Origin of the sequence: Pseudomonas sp. FP2294, assembly GCF_030687625.1 — a bacterium.
GTDB classification, from domain to species: domain Bacteria; phylum Pseudomonadota; class Gammaproteobacteria; order Pseudomonadales; family Pseudomonadaceae; genus Aquipseudomonas; species Aquipseudomonas shahriarae.
In genome coordinates this window covers 2,737,885-2,752,835 of record NZ_CP117441.1, presented here as the reverse complement: position 1 = coordinate 2,752,835, position 14,951 = coordinate 2,737,885, and the positions used below count along the sequence as shown (strand labels likewise).

Here is a 14,951-nt window from a genome sequence, read left to right as displayed (position 1 = left end):
ACAACAAAACGCCAGTTGGAACATCCCGACGAAGATGCCACCACCTGCTGAAGAAAGCCCCTACAGCGGCCCAATGACCGCCTTAGGAACGGTCTTACAACTTCCTACTAGTCTTTAATTCAAACATTAAAGAATGATCTGACATATGCAGTGCAGGGCAAGGTCGGGATTCAGTTCGCGCGCACCTTAAGCCTCTCTCTACAGGCCAACGTCCTTGAGCCGGTATACAAGACGACTTGTTAGTTACAGCGAACTGCTGTTTGGATTTGATTTCTGCAATCATTGCTCAGTCCTTGAGATGAAAGTGACTGGGCAATTATCAGCGCTTGTTTGATGATTAAAAGATACAGACTCGGCGCAAAAACCAGTGCAGTTTGGCGAGCCGGTGTTTACCGCAGTGCCCATGTAAAACGCCGCTGCTCTGGGATTCAGGGCAGCGGCGGCATTAAAGGCAGGTTTTGCAGGGGAAGAATCCCGGCGGCAGATTCAGCAGGTGCGGAGATCCTGTCCTTCTAAATGGCGTATTTGCCCCATGGCAAACACCGGCGAAATGTCCGTTTACGAACATTCCCACAGATCAAACGGCTTCAACCTGCAACGCCACCCGCTCGCGACATGGGCATTCGTCCATATAGCGATGGGCTTCGACGAACTGGCTGAACGCAAACACTCGGGTCTTGAGCGGCACCAGCATGCCGTCGGCGGTCAACTGGTTGATCTCGCGCAGGGCCCGTTGCAATGCGGCCTGGTCCTGGGCAATGCCCAACTCCGGCTTGCCAGTGAAGTTGCCGATGCAGTGCACAAAGAACTGGATGTTTTTCTGGAACGCGGCACAGGCCGGGAACGGGGTCTGGTTACCACCTTGCAAGCCATACAACACCAGGCTGCCACGGGGTGCGAGCACATCGCCCAACAGCGACATCTGGGGGCCACCGAGGCCGTCAAACACCACATCCACGCCGCGTCCCTCGGTGAACTTGTTGATTTGCATCAGCAAGTCCTGCTCTTCAGTGACGATGACCTTTTCCGCGCCCAGGGACAGCAGGTATTCACGCTCGTCCGGCGACTTGGTGGCGGCAATCACCCGCGCCCCCAGGGCCTTGCCCAATTGTACGAACGAAGGCCCGGCACAATGGCTGGCATCCGTGACCAGGGCGAATTGCCCGGGCTTGACCCGCGCCAGGTCGACATAGGCAAAGTAGGCAATCAACAACGGTGTGTAATGCACGCTGGCCTGCACCGGGCTCAAGACATCCGGGTAACGGGTCAGGGCTGAACGGGGCAGGACAATCAGTTCGCCATACACTGGATAGTCATTCGGGCTTTCGGCCGGAAAACTGGCAACCTTGTCGCCAATGGCCAGGTCTTCAACGCCCTCGCCCACCGCCACCACCACACCGGCCATTTCATGGCCAAGGCCCGACGGCAAGCGCGCATGGGAAGACGCCAGGTTCTGCCGCCAGAGAATGTCGTACCAGCTGATGCCAATCGCTTCGACACGCACCTGCACTTCGCCCGGTGCGGGCAACGTGGCTTCATGCTCTTCGCACTTGAGCACCTCGGCCGGACCAAACTTGTGAAAACGGATCGTGCGGGACATCGCAAACCTCGCCAAAGTAACCTCTAATGCCATGAACTTTATCTGGGCTTTCGGGGCAAGGCCACCAGTCGCCATTAATAGTCGTCATGTCTGTCATTGATTCCGCCACCTCGGAAAATACCCCAGGCAGCGTAGGAAATCTGAATTAGCCGGTGCAGAGTACCAGCCTTTCCCCGTAAGATTCATGCCGGCCATTGTTATCATGTGGCCGCTCACGTCAAGTTCGCTGAATCTGCCAGGACACAAGATGAACCGTAACGACCTGCGTCGTGTCGACCTGAACCTGTTGATCGTATTCGAAACCTTGATGCATGAGCGCAGTGTGACCCGCGCTGCCGAGAAGTTGTTCCTCGGCCAGCCGGCCATCAGCGCCGCCTTGTCGCGCCTGCGCGGGTTGTTCGATGATCCGCTGTTCGTGCGCACCGGGCGCAGCATGGAACCCTCGGCCCGGGCGGTGGAGATTTTCGCCCTGCTCTCGCCGGCCCTGGATTCGATTTCCACCGCCGTCAGCCGCGCCGCCGAATTCGATCCGGCCACCAGCACCGCAGTGTTTCGCATCGGCCTGTCGGACGATGTCGAGTTCGCCTTGCTGCCACCCCTGCTCAAGCGCCTGCGCGCCGAAGCACCGGGCATCGTGCTGGTGATCCGCCGCGTCAATTACATCCTGATGCCGGGCCTGCTGGCTTCCGGGGAAATCTCCATCGGCGTCAGCTACACCGCCGACCTGCCGGCCAACGCCAAGCGCAAGCTGCTGCGCCGCAGCCTGCCCAAACTGCTGCGCGCCGACAGCGTGCCCGGCTCCCTGAGCCTGGACGATTTCTGCGCCCGCCCCCACGCCCTGGTCTCGTTTGCCGGCGACCTCAGCGGGTTTATTGATGAAGAGTTGGAAAAGCTCGATCGCAAGCGCCATGTGGTGCTGGCCGTCCCGCAATTCAACGGCCTGGGCACCCTGCTGGCGGGCACCGACATCCTCGCAACCGTGCCCGACTACACCGCCGAAGCCCTGACCGCCGCAGGCGGCCTGCGGGCTGAAGACCCGCCGTTGCCGGTGCGCAGTTTTGAATTGCATATGGCGTGGCGTGGTTCACAGGACAATGATCCGGGGGAGCGCTGGTTGCGGTCGCGGATACAGATGTTCTTCGGCGACCCTGAGAGTCTTTAGGCGTTGTCGGGCAGGCTGTTTAGCTGATCATTTCTGGCTTTTCATAGGCCATGGAGATCCATTCACTTCCAGTGGATTGCTACATTGGGGGCAAATCTGAGGGCATGCTTTGGATGGTTTGAAAAGGATGCCCCAGGCTGAAGTCCAACAGCCACTTCTCGGAAAAGTCATACGCTGCCGCTCCCAAACCGCCGTCGAGCGCTATCCGATCACCTCAATTTGTAGACTTGAAGCGATCTTCTGGCGCCTCTGAAATCCTGACAATTCCGTCCAGGAACGCCAACTACAGAGGTCGTTGGAAAAAATAATAACGCTATAAATTTTTGATCTGGCGGGTAGAGCGAGTGAATTCAATAAATGCCTTTAGCGGAGCGGGAGTATGTCGCCGGCCAGGGTAGTACAAGTGCAACCCTGGATAGTATGGGCACCAATCGGCTAAGACCTGTTTCAGTCTCCCATCTGCTAAATACTCAGTCACCATGCCTTCAAAGACATAAGCCAACCCCAGCCCATCTATGGCTGGTCCGAGCATAAGGCTGACGTCACCCAGAGTGAGTGGACCGTTAACTTCGATTTCTTGGGCGATTCCCCCCCGCTCGAATTCCCAGCGATAAATCGAGCCACTGGGAAATCGATGGCGAATACAGGGGAGCCGATGCAAATCCTCGGGTTTTTGCGGCGCAGCATGGCGTTCGAAAAGCGAAGGTGCCCCCACAACAATTGACCGCATGTTGGGCCCAATAGCCAGAGAAACCATGTCTGCTTCTAGACGATTACCGAAGCGCACCCCAGCGTCAAACCCTCCAGCTACTACGTCTACAAACGCATCACTTTCGACAATCTCTACTCTGATATCCGGGTACTGCTGGAGAAACGGGCTAACAATTGGGAGCAGCACCAATTCGCAAGCTTGGCGTCCTGCGGTGATGCGCAAACTGCCAGAAGGCTTGTCACGAAAGCTATTGAGATCTTCAAGGGCATCATCGATATCTCGAAACGCAGGCCGCAAACGAATGTACAGCCGCTCCCCCGCCTCCGTAAGGGCGACGCTACGAGTCGTCCGATTGAATAAGCGCACGCCGAGACGACTCTCCAGTACTCGCAGCGAATGGCTCAATGCTGAGGGGGTAAGGCCAAGATCTATCGCCGCTCTACTCAGGTTTAGATGCTGAGCGATGCTCAAAAAGATCGATAAATCGGCGGGAGATGGAGATTTCATTTGTGAGCCGCTTTCACAGAGTCAAGTAACCTTCATGGTATTAACACATCAGTAATGCACATTTAAAGTTGCGTCAACTTATCAGTAAGGCCCGGCAATGCCGCACGGGCTACTGGCAGGAGGAGTTGATATGCGTACTTGGTTCATTACAGGCGCTTCTCGTGGTTTTGGCACACTCATCGCAGAACAAGCTCTGCGTGCTGGTGATGCAGTCATCGCTACCGCTCGCAAGCCTCAAGACATTACCAGTCGCTTGGGAGATCACCCGAATCTGTTGGCTGTACGCCTGGACGTAACCAGTGAAGAAGAAGCACATCAGGCTGTTGCCGAAGGTATCAAGCGATTTGGCCAGATCGACGTGGTCGTCAACAACGCCGGCTTTGGCGTGTTGGGCGCCGTTGAAGAAACCAGTGCTGAAGAGACGGAACGCCTGTTCGCCACAAACGTCTTCGGTGTGCTCAACGTGACGCGCGCTGTTCTGCCGCACCTGCGTCGGCAACGTAGCGGGCACATCATCAATATTTCCTCTGTAGGCGGATATCAGTCGTTTATCGGTTGGGGTGTGTACTGCTCCACCAAGTTTGCTGTGGAAGGCATTACCGAGGCACTGCATCAGGAATTGGCACCTCTGGGAATTCGAGTGACGGTCGTTGAGCCCGGTTTCTTCCGCACCGACTTTCTTGATGAGCAGTCGTTGATCAAGACCGCGCTGGAGCTGTCTGACTACGATGAGACGGTCGGTAAAATGCGGCAGTTTGCTGAGGGCGCTAACCACGCGCAGTCCGGTGATCCATTGAAGTTTGCAGAAGCCATGTTGACGCTGGTCAATGCACCTAACCCTCCACAGCGTTTGACGATGGGTAGTGACACGGTAGCCATCGTTGGCGAGAAGAATCGTTTTGTGAACGCTGAATTGGCTGAATGGAAAGAGCTGTCTATCTCGACCGATTTTAAAGTCTAAACACGCAATGATATGGAAACCGAGCTTGCTCGGTTTTTGCGTTGAGGGCTGCGAATGCAACTACCCACCCAATCGAAGTTTTGATGGAGGATTTATGAAGTACGTGAAACTTGGTAGCACGGGCCTTGATGTTTCCAGACTGTGCCTTGGATGCATGACCTTCGGTGATCCTGATGCTGGCATGCATCCCTGGACATTGGGTGAGGAAGCAAGCCGACCGATCATCAAGCACGCAGTGGAGCAAGGGATCAACTTTTTTGACACAGCAAACAGCTACTCCGCTGGAACGTCGGAAATTATCGTTGGCAAGCTGCTGAAGGAGTTCACACGTCGAGAAGAGACCGTAATCGCCACGAAGGTATTTTTCCCGGCAAACATGAGGGAATGGGAAGGCTCCGCAAAGCCAAACGAGAAAGGTCTTTCTCGTAAAGCCATCATGGCCAGCGTTGATGCGAGCCTGGCTCGCTTGGGCACTGACTACATCGACCTGTACCAGATCCATCGTTGGGACTACGACACGCCTATCGAAGAAACGATGGAGGCCCTGCATGACATCGTCAAAGCAGGCAAAGCCAGGTACATCGGCGCCTCATCCATGTATGCATGGCAGTTCGCTAAAGCACAGCAGGTCGCCATGGCAAACGGATGGAGCAAGTTTGTGTCCATGCAGAACTATCTGAACCTGGTGTATCGAGAAGAAGAGCGGGAAATGATCCCACTCTGCCTCGATCAGGGCGTGGGGTTGATGCCATGGAGTCCGATGGCACGCGGCAGGCTGACCAGACCATACGGCCAGCAGACCGAGCGCACCAAAACCGATCTCTCAGGGCAGTCGTTTTACCAGGCTACTGAAGTCGAAGACGGTCGGGTGATTGACATTGTTGAGCAGATTGCTGGGGAACGAGGCGTGCCTATGGCGCAAATTGCGTTGGCATGGGTGTTAGCCAAGCGTGGCGTCTCAGCACCTATCGTTGGCGCCTCTAAAGCAACCCAACTTGACGACGCAATCGCTGCGCTGGAGTTGGTACTGAGCGAAGAGGAAGTCAAACGCCTTGAGGCCCCATATGTACCCCATGCGGTGACTGGATTCTCCTGATGCGGCAGTAAAAGAGATACCGGCAAACTTATGCCGGTATCAGCTTATCGCCGCTGATCGACTCCTACTCTGGCACAACCTGCGGCATGACTTTCTCGCCTAGCCTCGATCAGATGCCCAATGGATCAGCAACGGCCAACACCCTGGGTTACAGACTTAAACGCTGGGTAGCGCTGACGCGCTACCCGGAAGACGAGGCCGTGCCCATCGACTACAACCCGGTGGAGAACCATATCAGGCCACGGGTACTTGGGCTCTCAAACCGGTGGTTTACCGGGCCGCCGCGTGCAGATCGAAGCTTGCGGCGCCCGTGGGAGACACGCGGGTGCGTGCCTTGTCAAAGGATGACATAAAGCCTCAAGATCCAACTCACCTGATAAGTAATGGCCGCGAGCACCAAAACCATCTGGAGTTTCTTTGAAGTGATTGCTACTGCAATTATGCAAAGGAGGACGAACGCAATCTGTCGGATCAAGTACTCGACCCCGAGTGAGTACAGGTAATCCTCGCCTTTTATTAATGTATCTCCAACATCTAGCAAAAACGCAAAGGCAAGTAGTCCGAAAAACCAGCGCTTGCGCTGCTCGAAGTAGTCCTCGAATCCCTTGTACTCATACATTTGGTCGGGAAACAATAATGCCGTGAGCGCTGCAAACACCATCGCGTAGAAAAGCAGGAACCCATAGAGTGGGAATGTCCAGACAGGGATCCGCGACAAATGGAATTCGTACCACCAAAAGTGCACGATCGTGATGAAGAGGAATATCACCCACCCAAGGTGGACAGGATAAACTTTAATTATTCCTGGGTGCTGTACGAAGCGTGTCAGGCCGTTTACCAGTCGCGCAAGGCTTAGGCCCAAGACCATGCCGATAATCGTGCGCACATGCGAAAAATACTCTGGATGAGTTGAGGCCACTTCCATAGATAGTTCCATCCTTGATGAGCAGTACAGTTTTTGGGGCCAAGCGGCCGAGTATTCCTATATGTAACTCCAACGCGATCTTGCCCGAAAGAAAATTACTCCGGCTCACCGGTCAACCTCCGAGTTTCGGCTTCTATGAGGTATAGCTTTATCAGCCTCCGAATGATTTGCGACGTTGTTTTGTCTTCTTCTTCCGCGACCTGCTCCAGACGCTGTTTAGTCGATGGGGCAATCAAGATTGTCAGCCTTTCAGTATTCTTTTGCATTTGTGTCCACTCCTCCGGCGCCTATATTTCGTCACTCCGCCTAGGCTTTTTGATTGTAGTGCATGCTGCCTCGCAAGCCAGTCCAGCTATTCTGGCTCGGCCATATACCGCTGCCAGCTCTTCCGCTCTTTGTCAGGCAGTTGGAGCAGTTCGGGAAGCACCATGGCGACGCGGGTGGGTATCTGCGATTCGTTTTTCCAGGCGAGGACTTGCGCTTAGAAGGGATATGTAAAACTGCAGGCACCATGAGTAGATATATTTTCCACCGACTAGGTAAAAAGAGCGCCCCGAGGGGCGCTAAAGATTCATCTCTTTCCAAAGGAGCTCTACAGAAAAGCTTCAGAGATGAATATTGCTCGATGTGTAGCTTGTAGACTTGGATGTTTTTATTCGCATTTAACCAGCTTAAAAAAGGTAGAACGTCGTACTTGTACAGCTAAGCGAACGATGAAAATTCTAAAGGCGTGATCACCATTCGATGAACTCTTCGATTTCGACACGCCGCCGGGAATCGATATCGCTTAGTTCTGGGGGCCATACAGGGTGCGGAGCCACCTGCAATTGGTCTTTTTCATCGAAGTCCTCAGCAAGCAACTTTAACGTTTGCCAGAACTGCCGCTTTAACAAGAAATTAGCCCCTTGCACCCTCCTAAATGTCGGAATAACTATGCGTTCAGGCGAGACTACTGACACGAGATGATGCAGAGTGTCGCCAGTGATCCAGGGCATGTCACTAAGAAAGCTCGCCGCTGACAATGCATCCGCGTGCTCGATCGCCCGTATACCACTTAGCAGGCCCTGGCTCCTAGCCCGGGCAGAAACCATGCTGCGTATTACCCATACCCGAGGTGGCGATTCAGTTTCAGGGATCATTGCTTATTACCCACCAATGACTTTCATGATCATGAGGTCGCCCGTGAAATGAGTCGGTTGTTTGTCCAGTAAGGCGTGCCTCGACAATTCGCGAATACGTGACAAGGCAAGATCGCGTGGAAGTTCAAGGGCATCGCCCAAGTAATGGCTTTGGCTGGAGGAAAGGCACCCATGCAGCCACCCGCTCGAACTTAGGCGCACTCGGTTACAACTGCAGCAAAAAGGCGCGCTGGCGTTGGCGATCACGCCGAAGTCACCTCGCCCCGGTATATTGAAGCGCAATGCCGTGGCGCTGGGCGCACTCGGTACTGCGCTGAACGGATGGTGCTGACCGATAACCTCAAGAATCTCGGCCATGCCATAGAACTGCCGACGAAAAGTTTCATCATCGCGCGCCAGATGCCCCATGCGCATCAACTCGATGAAGCGCAATTCCACCCCCCGGGCCAGACAGTACTCAAGTAGAGGTAAGATCTGATCATGGTTGTGCCCACGAAGCGGCACCATGTTGATTTTTACCTGCAAACCAGCCTCCAGGGCCTGGTCAATGCCATCGAGTACTGTGGCCAGATCCCCACCCCGGGCGATGCGCTGGAAAGCCTCTGCATCCAGTGTGTCGAGCGAAATGTTGATACGCTTGACGCCAGCCGCCAATAACAGAGGAAGCTTGCGCGACAGTAATTGACCATTGCTGGTCAGCGATACATCTTCGAAGCCCAGCCGCCCTACTGCCCCGAGAAAGCCATCGAACAAAGGGCTGATCAGCGGCTCGCCGCCGGTGATCCTCAGGCGCCCCAGTGGGTTTACGGTTTTCAGGTATTCCACCGCCAGCAACAACTTGTCCAGCGACAAGCTATCGTTGCGAGCCTGAAGCCGTTTGCCATCAGCCACACAGTAGATGCACGCGTAATTACATGCGCTGGTCAGGCTCAGACGCAGGTTTCCCAAACGCCGCCCTTGCCCATCGACGATCGGTTCAGAGCGCATCGCGTGACCTTCCACGCTGGACTCGAATGATATCCGCCATCACCGCCAGTGCGATCTCGGCAGGCGTCTTGCTGCCCAAGGACAACCCTATCGGCATGTGCAGTCGAGCAATTTGCTTGTCGCTTAACCTCCCGATACGGCGCAGTCGCTCCGCGCGCAGCTTAGAGGTTTGTAGCGAACCCATGACGCCGATGTAGAAGGCCGACGTGCCTACAGCCTCCATCATCGCCAAGTCGTCGATGCGCGGATCATGGGTCAGCGCCACTACGGCAGTGGCAGCATGGCATCCGCCGGCACTGATGAACATCGACGGCAAGATAGTTTTAACCTCTATGCCGGGTAGCTCGACACCTACTAGAGCTTCCTCCCGTGGGTCACAAAGGATGACTTCGAAACCAAGCGTGCGGGCGAACTCGGCGCACGCCACCGATACCGGCGACATACCTGCGATGATCAGGCGCGCAGCCGGACCGATCCGCAAATGCACGATTTCACTTTCGACCTGTTCAACTACCCGCGGGCCAAGGCCGTCGTCGACCTCGAAACGGGCATCGCCGCTGCTTAAGTTGACACAACGCAGCAGATGGCGCTGCCCGCGCAGTGTCGAACGCATGATCTCCAACTGGTCCAGTGTCGCCGGGTCGGCCGGCAGACGCTCGATCAGCACTTTCAATATTCCACCGCAAGGCAGAGTGATTCGCGAATCCCGTGGTCCACCGTGGGCATCCCCGTAACGCACGACCTGAATACGATCCCCGAACTCACCCTCCTGCAAGCGTTCAAGGAAATCCTCCTCGACACAGCCACCCGACAGTGAGCCAACGTAGCGCCCATCGCTGCGGGCCACGAGCCAGGAACCTGGCCCTCGCGGAGAGGACCCGAAAGTGGCGAGCACTGTGCACAGCCAAACATCCTCGCCACTGCGGGTCCAGGTCAACGCTTGCTCAATAACCTGCAAGTCCAAATGCTGCATGGTCAAGCCGACAACTGGTCACTGATAGGCAAGCGCCGAATACGCTTGCCGGTCGCCGCAGCCAAGGCGTTCACCAGCGCCGGCGCGAGAGGCGCAACGGGCGGCTCACCGATACCGCTTGGCGGGCTTGCCGACGGCACTATATGTACCTCGACCTTAGGCATGTCATAGATGCGCAGCGGTTCGTTGTTATGGAAGTTGGATTGATCAATCTTACCGTCGGTCAAGGTAATCGCTTCGTGCATGGCCGCTGAAAGAGCGAAGCCAACGGAGCCCTCGACCTGAGCACGGATTACATCCGGGTTGACCGCAATGCCGCATTCCACCGAGCAAACCACACGGTCCACTTTGAATTTGCCGTCGCTTTGCACCGTAACCTCGACCACTTGCGCCACCACAGAGCCAAAGGCTTCGTGCAGAGCCACTCCCCGGCCACGACGTTCACCCTGCTTGCCAGCTGCCAACGGCGTGTCCCAGGCAGCCTTTTGCGCCACCAACTTGAGCGTTTCGATGTGACGTGAATGCCCTTCGAGCATTGCCAGGCGCCAGGCCACTGGATCCTGTCCCGCCATCTGAGCGAGCTCGTCAAAAAAACACTCAGTGGAGAAAGCGTTATGGGAATGTCCCACTACCCGCCACCACTGTATGGGTACTGGAATATCGCTTGGGGTATGCAGATCAACACGCAGATTGGGGATTCGATAAGGAAGCGTCGACCCTCCCTCTACCGATGTGGAGTCGATGCCATCCTTAATAAACGCAGCGAAAGGTGATCCTGCGAACACGGATTGACCGACCAAGCGGTGCTGCCAGGCCACCAGTTTGCCTTGCTCATCTAGCCCGGCAGTCAGGCGATGATGGTACATCGGTCTGTAGTGGCCGGCCTGCATGTCGTCTTCGCGTAACCACACCAGTTTTACCGGCGCCTTCCCACCGATAGCTTTGACGATATGGGCATTTTCCAAAACGTAATCAGCATCTTTACTAGCCCGCCGGCCGAAACTGCCACCGGCGTAAAGCGTGTGGACCCGAACCTGCTCCGGTTCCAGGCCGAACAGATCGGCCAACACCGTCTGCACATGTGACTGCATTTGCGCACCATGCCAAGTTTCACAACCGTACTTAGTCAGGGCGACCACGCAGTTCATCGGCTCCATGGCCGAGTGGGCAAGAAAGGGAAAGTCGTACTCCGCTTCCAACGTACGCGTTGCGCCCGCAAGACCGGTATTAACATCACCATCGTTGCGGACAACCGTACCCTCCGTTTTGGCTAACTCACGGTAGCGCTTGAACAACTGCTCGGAGCTTTGCTTGAACGCACCACTCTCGTCCCACTGGATCGCTACTGCGTCACGCCCCTTCTTTGCGCTCCAGGTGTCTTTCGCCACAACAGCGACGCCGCTGGGGATCTGCACCACATGTACCACTCCAGGGATGGCAAGCGCCGCCTTGGCATCAAAGGATTTCACCTTGGCGCCAATGCGCGGCGGATGAGCAACCACAGCCGTTAGCATGCCGGGCAAGTGAATGTCCTGGGTATAGATCGCCTTGCCATTGACCTTGTCAGCCGAGTCTTTACGCGCCAACTGCTGCCGACCGATCAGTTTGAATGCACTGGGATCTTTGAGCTTGACCTGGGCCGGGACCGGCTGATCGGCGGCGAGCTTGGCAAGTTGGCCGAATGTTGCCTGCTTACCCGACGCAGCATGCCGCAGTACCCCATCTACCACTTCGATTTCTTGCGCCGGCACTTTCCACAGCCAAGCCGCGGCCGATACCAGCATGGCGCGAGCGGTAGCTCCGGTCATGCGCAGTTGTTCCCAAGAGTTGGCGATGGAGCTGCTGCCACCGGTACCTTGAATACCCAATAGCGAATTTTTGTAACGCGACTCTGCCGGGGCGCTTTCAACACGGACTTGCGCCCAGTCTGCATCCAACTCCTCAGCAACCAAAGTGGCCAGACCAGTGTAAGCGCCTTGTCCCATCTCCAAATGTTTGGAGATGACGGTGACGACATTATCTTCGCCTATGCGCAAGAAAGCGTTGGGTTCAAACTCTCCCTCCTTCTTTCCCGCGCGCGCGGTGCTGTCAGCCAGCGACCAAGGCATATAAACGGCCAAAGTGAGGCCTGCTGTACCTTTGAGGAAGCGGCGACGACTTTCGTTCTCGATAGACCGGATCATATTCATTACCTCGTTGCTCAAGCCAGCGACTTGGCAGCATCATGGATGGCCGCGCGAATGCGTACATAGGTTGCGCAGCGGCAGACATTGCCACCCATTGTTCGATCGATGTCGGTATCTGAAGGTGAGCGATTGGTTTGCAGCAAAGCCACAGCGCTCATGATCTGACCTGACTGGCAGTAACCACACTGCACCACGTCGAGCCGTTGCCAGGCCTCCTGAACTACCTTACCGGTCGGGGTCTCGCCGACACCTTCAATCGTGACGATCTTCGCCTCGACTGCTGCCGAGACAGGTGTAACGCAAGAGCGGACGGGCTGACCATTAAGGTGAACAGTGCACGCCCCGCACAGGGACATACCGCAGCCGAACTTGGTACCGGTAAGCTGCAAACTATCGCGCAGCACCCACAGCAGGGGCGTATCGGGGGCAACGTCGACACGCAGGTCCTTGTTATTGATATTAAGCGTGATCATGAAATCCTCCGACCCGTAGGTGTTTAAATGGCTGGCGCCAGGCCAGCCTTGCGAAGCGTTTGCCCGAAGGCTGTTTAAAGGGCGAATGCCAGACACTCGCAGATCGCTCGCCAAAAACTGTTTGGCAGCACATCAATATGTTCATCATTCGGGACAAGGCTGGCCTGCAGCACCCCACACGGTCATGTCCTGCACGTGCGTCTCGAAACTGCCAGGCGGTGTAGAGCGCCCAGGTCCGGGAACCCAGGCCCAGGGAATAAAGCCCTTTATCTTTGCGTCATGATGAAGGTGCTCAACCAGGCCAGCGGCATCACGGCCCCCATTACGCTTGGGGTCGCGCAACTGGGTACAAATCTCCGCGCCGGTCTTTGCGAACCACTCGAACGCCACTGGGGCGAGCTGCCAGGGAAGGCCCACATGCGGCGGCATGTTGGGGGCAACGTTTGGTGTGTCCGAACTTGCGTGACAAGCAACGCAAGACACTGTTTCAACGCCTATTCGAGAGTCACCCGCGTGGATATTCATGCCGTGCGGGCGGGTCTTGTTCTCACTGGCGATGGTCCACATTGGAATATTGTTGGGGCCGACGTGACAGTTGGCGCAGCGCGGGTGAGTCACCACGGCTTCAATCCGCTGCCAAGCCTTTAACCCCTCGGCTTTACTGACACTACCTGCCGGAGGCATGGAACTGCCTGCGCTGTCAGCCAGTGCCGTGCCCGAAATAGGCAATGCCAGTAATAATGCGATCAGTCCTATTTTCATTATAAAGGTCCTTCAGGCGAACTCACGGTGTTGGACAGACGGCTTGGTGGATACTTTCTCCAGAACATGCCAGGTTATTCAGGCGGCATCTTTTTGCGCCGCTCTTGATTGATCCGGTGACAGCCAATGGATAACCCACGGCGCAATTTCTGATGATGCAATCACCACTTTGTTGTCCACGCAGATGCTTAAGAGTAGGTGAGCAACGTCTCGACTGTTTGCACAAAAGTTATGATTACTTGCCTGATTAATCGGATTCGGCAATTAGGGACGCGGGAGGCGAATGATCTTGCGATGCTGGACGGCCAGGCAACACCGGTCGGGCATGGCTTGCATCTAGTGGACTGCACTAACACCAAGACCAAATTGCCTGATTCTTAGATTTTTTTACCTAAAAGACGGAAATTTCAGGGGGGCTGCAACTTCCAGTGGCGCCTGCTGCTACCATTTTCCGTTTGGTTAGCTAAGGAAATTACCAAATGCACGGCGATCAGGGATCTAAAACCGCAAATGTCCCTCAGGCAGTAGAGTTGTCCGCCGCGATTCAGCGCTTTGCCAGCACGGACGGTGATTTCACTACAGCGCTTCCCGCGCTGACGATGCATCGCCGTCATGGCGTTAGCGAGCCGATGCCTTGCATCTATAACCTGGGCATAGGCGTCATTACCCAGGGCTACAAGCAAATCATGGTCGGCGACAAGGTGCACAATTACGGGCCTGGCCAATTGATGCTGTCGACTTTCGACATGCCAGTGACTGCCCACGTCACGCGGGCATCTCGCAGCGAACCACTGCTGGGTATGATGCTGAAGCTGGACATTCGCCAGATTGCGCAAGTGGCCTATGAGATGGAGTTGCCGTCTTCGCCCGAGACCGCCTATGAGCCAATCTCTGTCCACAAGCTGGAGCCTGCTTTATTCGATGCGTTTTTGCGACTGGTACGGCTACTGGACGAGCCGCAATTGGTAAGCCCACTTGCGCCACTGCTTCAGCAAGAAATCGTCGTCCGTTTGTTAGCTGGTCCCCAAGGTTCCCAACTTCGCCACATCATTGCCGATGGCACGCCGCGTCAGCGAATGGCCCAAACCCTTTCCTGGCTCAGGAAGAATTTCAAACAAGCTTTGAATCTGGATGACCTGGCCGCTCACGCGCACATGACTCCATCAACGTTCCGTCAGCACTTTCGCGATATCACCGGTATGAGTCCTCTGCAGTTCCAAAAGCAAATGCGCCTGCAAGAGGCTCGGCAATTGATGTTGAACCAGGCTTTCGACGCAGGCGAAGCCAGCAACCTTGTCGGCTACGAAAGCGCCTCGCAATTCAGCCGGGAATATAAGCGACTGTTTGGCTCGCCCCCTTCGCGCGATATTCGGCGCATGCGTCTTGACGCGGACGTGTCTGAATAGCCGACTCCTTGAGCCAACCTCTTTGTGGCGTCACGCGCGGGAAGCGAAATGACCTATGCGAG

14 protein-coding genes and 1 pseudogene are annotated in these 14,951 nt (G+C 55.7%); 5 read left to right on the top strand and 10 right to left on the bottom strand.

Translation table 11 applies throughout. From position 1 onward, the window contains the following. Positions 1-577: 577 nt before the first annotated feature. Positions 578-1,600 (bottom strand): zinc-dependent alcohol dehydrogenase family protein, encoded by a 1,023-nt coding sequence (locus PSH73_RS12245; RefSeq protein ID WP_120733064.1) that lies wholly within the window; start codon positions 1,598-1,600, stop codon positions 578-580. A gap of 247 nt (positions 1,601-1,847) precedes the next feature. Here PSH73_RS12245 and PSH73_RS12240 point away from each other — a divergent pair, with 247 nt between their 5' ends. Beyond that, positions 1,848-2,762, top strand: a complete 915-nt coding sequence (locus PSH73_RS12240) for a LysR family transcriptional regulator (RefSeq protein WP_057959684.1) — start codon at positions 1,848-1,850, stop codon at positions 2,760-2,762. Positions 2,763-3,075: 313 nt separating this feature from the next. Here PSH73_RS12240 and PSH73_RS12235 read toward each other — a convergent pair whose 3' ends face one another. Continuing rightward, positions 3,076-3,981 (bottom strand): LysR family transcriptional regulator, encoded by a 906-nt coding sequence (locus tag PSH73_RS12235; RefSeq protein WP_120733062.1) that lies wholly within the window; start codon positions 3,979-3,981, stop codon positions 3,076-3,078. A gap of 130 nt (positions 3,982-4,111) precedes the next feature. Between PSH73_RS12235 and PSH73_RS12230 the strand changes: the two genes are divergently transcribed. The 3 genes and pseudogenes from PSH73_RS12230 to PSH73_RS12220 form a co-directional block, all read left to right on the top strand. Next, a complete protein-coding gene (locus tag PSH73_RS12230; protein ID WP_186625738.1) occupies positions 4,112-4,942 on the top strand; it encodes an oxidoreductase in 831 nt (276 codons plus the stop codon). 94 nt (positions 4,943-5,036) lie between these two features. After that, positions 5,037-6,038 carry an aldo/keto reductase gene (locus PSH73_RS12225; RefSeq protein ID WP_169990121.1) on the top strand — a complete coding sequence of 334 codons (1,002 nt, stop codon included), beginning with the start codon at positions 5,037-5,039 and terminating at the stop codon, positions 6,036-6,038. A gap of 107 nt (positions 6,039-6,145) precedes the next feature. Continuing rightward, positions 6,146-6,334 (top strand): annotated as a pseudogene (locus PSH73_RS12220) (transposase); the annotation flags it as partial. A 41-nt stretch (positions 6,335-6,375) separates the two neighbouring features. Here PSH73_RS12220 and PSH73_RS12215 read toward each other — a convergent pair. From PSH73_RS12215 to PSH73_RS12185, 8 genes are all read right to left on the bottom strand, one after another. Continuing rightward, positions 6,376-6,963 carry a hypothetical protein gene (locus PSH73_RS12215; protein ID WP_057959687.1) on the bottom strand — a complete coding sequence of 196 codons (588 nt, stop codon included), beginning with the start codon at positions 6,961-6,963 and terminating at the stop codon, positions 6,376-6,378. 95 nt (positions 6,964-7,058) lie between these two features. Next, positions 7,059-7,229, bottom strand: a complete 171-nt coding sequence (locus PSH73_RS12210) for a ribbon-helix-helix protein, CopG family (RefSeq protein WP_120733054.1) — start codon at positions 7,227-7,229, stop codon at positions 7,059-7,061. A gap of 468 nt (positions 7,230-7,697) precedes the next feature. Continuing rightward, the gene (locus tag PSH73_RS27010; protein WP_057959688.1) at positions 7,698-8,054 is read right to left on the bottom strand and encodes an NTP transferase domain-containing protein; all 357 of its coding nucleotides are present in this window, start codon (positions 8,052-8,054) and stop codon (positions 7,698-7,700) included. 54 nt (positions 8,055-8,108) lie between these two features. Further along, positions 8,109-9,089 (bottom strand): GTP 3',8-cyclase MoaA, encoded by a 981-nt coding sequence (locus PSH73_RS12205; protein WP_120733052.1) that lies wholly within the window; start codon positions 9,087-9,089, stop codon positions 8,109-8,111. Beyond that, positions 9,079-10,062 (bottom strand): XdhC family protein, encoded by a 984-nt coding sequence (locus PSH73_RS12200; protein ID WP_120733050.1) that lies wholly within the window; start codon positions 10,060-10,062, stop codon positions 9,079-9,081. Before PSH73_RS12200 ends, PSH73_RS12205 begins: the two co-directional genes overlap by 11 nt. A gap of 2 nt (positions 10,063-10,064) precedes the next feature. Continuing rightward, positions 10,065-12,251 (bottom strand): xanthine dehydrogenase family protein molybdopterin-binding subunit, encoded by a 2,187-nt coding sequence (locus PSH73_RS12195; RefSeq protein WP_198799397.1) that lies wholly within the window; start codon positions 12,249-12,251, stop codon positions 10,065-10,067. An 11-nt stretch (positions 12,252-12,262) separates the two neighbouring features. Next, on the bottom strand, positions 12,263-12,721 hold the full coding sequence (locus tag PSH73_RS12190; protein ID WP_029290699.1) for a (2Fe-2S)-binding protein: 459 nt from the start codon (positions 12,719-12,721) through the stop codon (positions 12,263-12,265). A gap of 144 nt (positions 12,722-12,865) precedes the next feature. Beyond that, complete coding sequence (locus PSH73_RS12185) at positions 12,866-13,483, bottom strand: hypothetical protein (RefSeq protein WP_120733046.1); 618 nt, start codon at positions 13,481-13,483, stop codon at positions 12,866-12,868. A 479-nt stretch (positions 13,484-13,962) separates the two neighbouring features. Between PSH73_RS12185 and PSH73_RS12180 the strand changes: the two genes are divergently transcribed. Then, a complete protein-coding gene (locus PSH73_RS12180) occupies positions 13,963-14,889 on the top strand; it encodes an AraC family transcriptional regulator (protein WP_169990119.1) in 927 nt (308 codons plus the stop codon). The last annotated feature ends 62 nt before the right edge of the window (positions 14,890-14,951 follow it).

What these genes read in the sequence shown, in the direction of transcription:
- PSH73_RS12190 (WP_029290699.1), bottom strand. Translation starts at nt 12,721, where the DNA reads ATGATCACGCTTAATATCAATAACAAGGACCTGCGTGTCGACGTTGCC.
- PSH73_RS27010 (WP_057959688.1), bottom strand. Translation starts at nt 8,054, where the DNA reads ATGGTTTCTGCCCGGGCTAGGAGCCAGGGCCTGCTAAGTGGTATACGG.
- PSH73_RS12200 (WP_120733050.1), bottom strand. Translation starts at nt 10,062, where the DNA reads ATGCAGCATTTGGACTTGCAGGTTATTGAGCAAGCGTTGACCTGGACC.
- PSH73_RS12215 (WP_057959687.1), bottom strand. Translation starts at nt 6,963, where the DNA reads ATGGAAGTGGCCTCAACTCATCCAGAGTATTTTTCGCATGTGCGCACG.
- PSH73_RS12240 (WP_057959684.1), top strand. Translation starts at nt 1,848, where the DNA reads ATGAACCGTAACGACCTGCGTCGTGTCGACCTGAACCTGTTGATCGTA.
- PSH73_RS12235 (WP_120733062.1), bottom strand. Translation starts at nt 3,981, where the DNA reads ATGAAATCTCCATCTCCCGCCGATTTATCGATCTTTTTGAGCATCGCT.
- PSH73_RS12195 (WP_198799397.1), bottom strand. Translation starts at nt 12,251, where the DNA reads ATGAATATGATCCGGTCTATCGAGAACGAAAGTCGTCGCCGCTTCCTC.
- PSH73_RS12210 (WP_120733054.1), bottom strand. Translation starts at nt 7,229, where the DNA reads ATGCAAAAGAATACTGAAAGGCTGACAATCTTGATTGCCCCATCGACT.
- PSH73_RS12245 (WP_120733064.1), bottom strand. Translation starts at nt 1,600, where the DNA reads ATGTCCCGCACGATCCGTTTTCACAAGTTTGGTCCGGCCGAGGTGCTC.
- PSH73_RS12180 (WP_169990119.1), top strand. Translation starts at nt 13,963, where the DNA reads ATGCACGGCGATCAGGGATCTAAAACCGCAAATGTCCCTCAGGCAGTA.
- PSH73_RS12185 (WP_120733046.1), bottom strand. Translation starts at nt 13,483, where the DNA reads ATGAAAATAGGACTGATCGCATTATTACTGGCATTGCCTATTTCGGGC.
- PSH73_RS12205 (WP_120733052.1), bottom strand. Translation starts at nt 9,089, where the DNA reads ATGCGCTCTGAACCGATCGTCGATGGGCAAGGGCGGCGTTTGGGAAAC.
- PSH73_RS12225 (WP_169990121.1), top strand. Translation starts at nt 5,037, where the DNA reads ATGAAGTACGTGAAACTTGGTAGCACGGGCCTTGATGTTTCCAGACTG.
- PSH73_RS12230 (WP_186625738.1), top strand. Translation starts at nt 4,112, where the DNA reads ATGCGTACTTGGTTCATTACAGGCGCTTCTCGTGGTTTTGGCACACTC.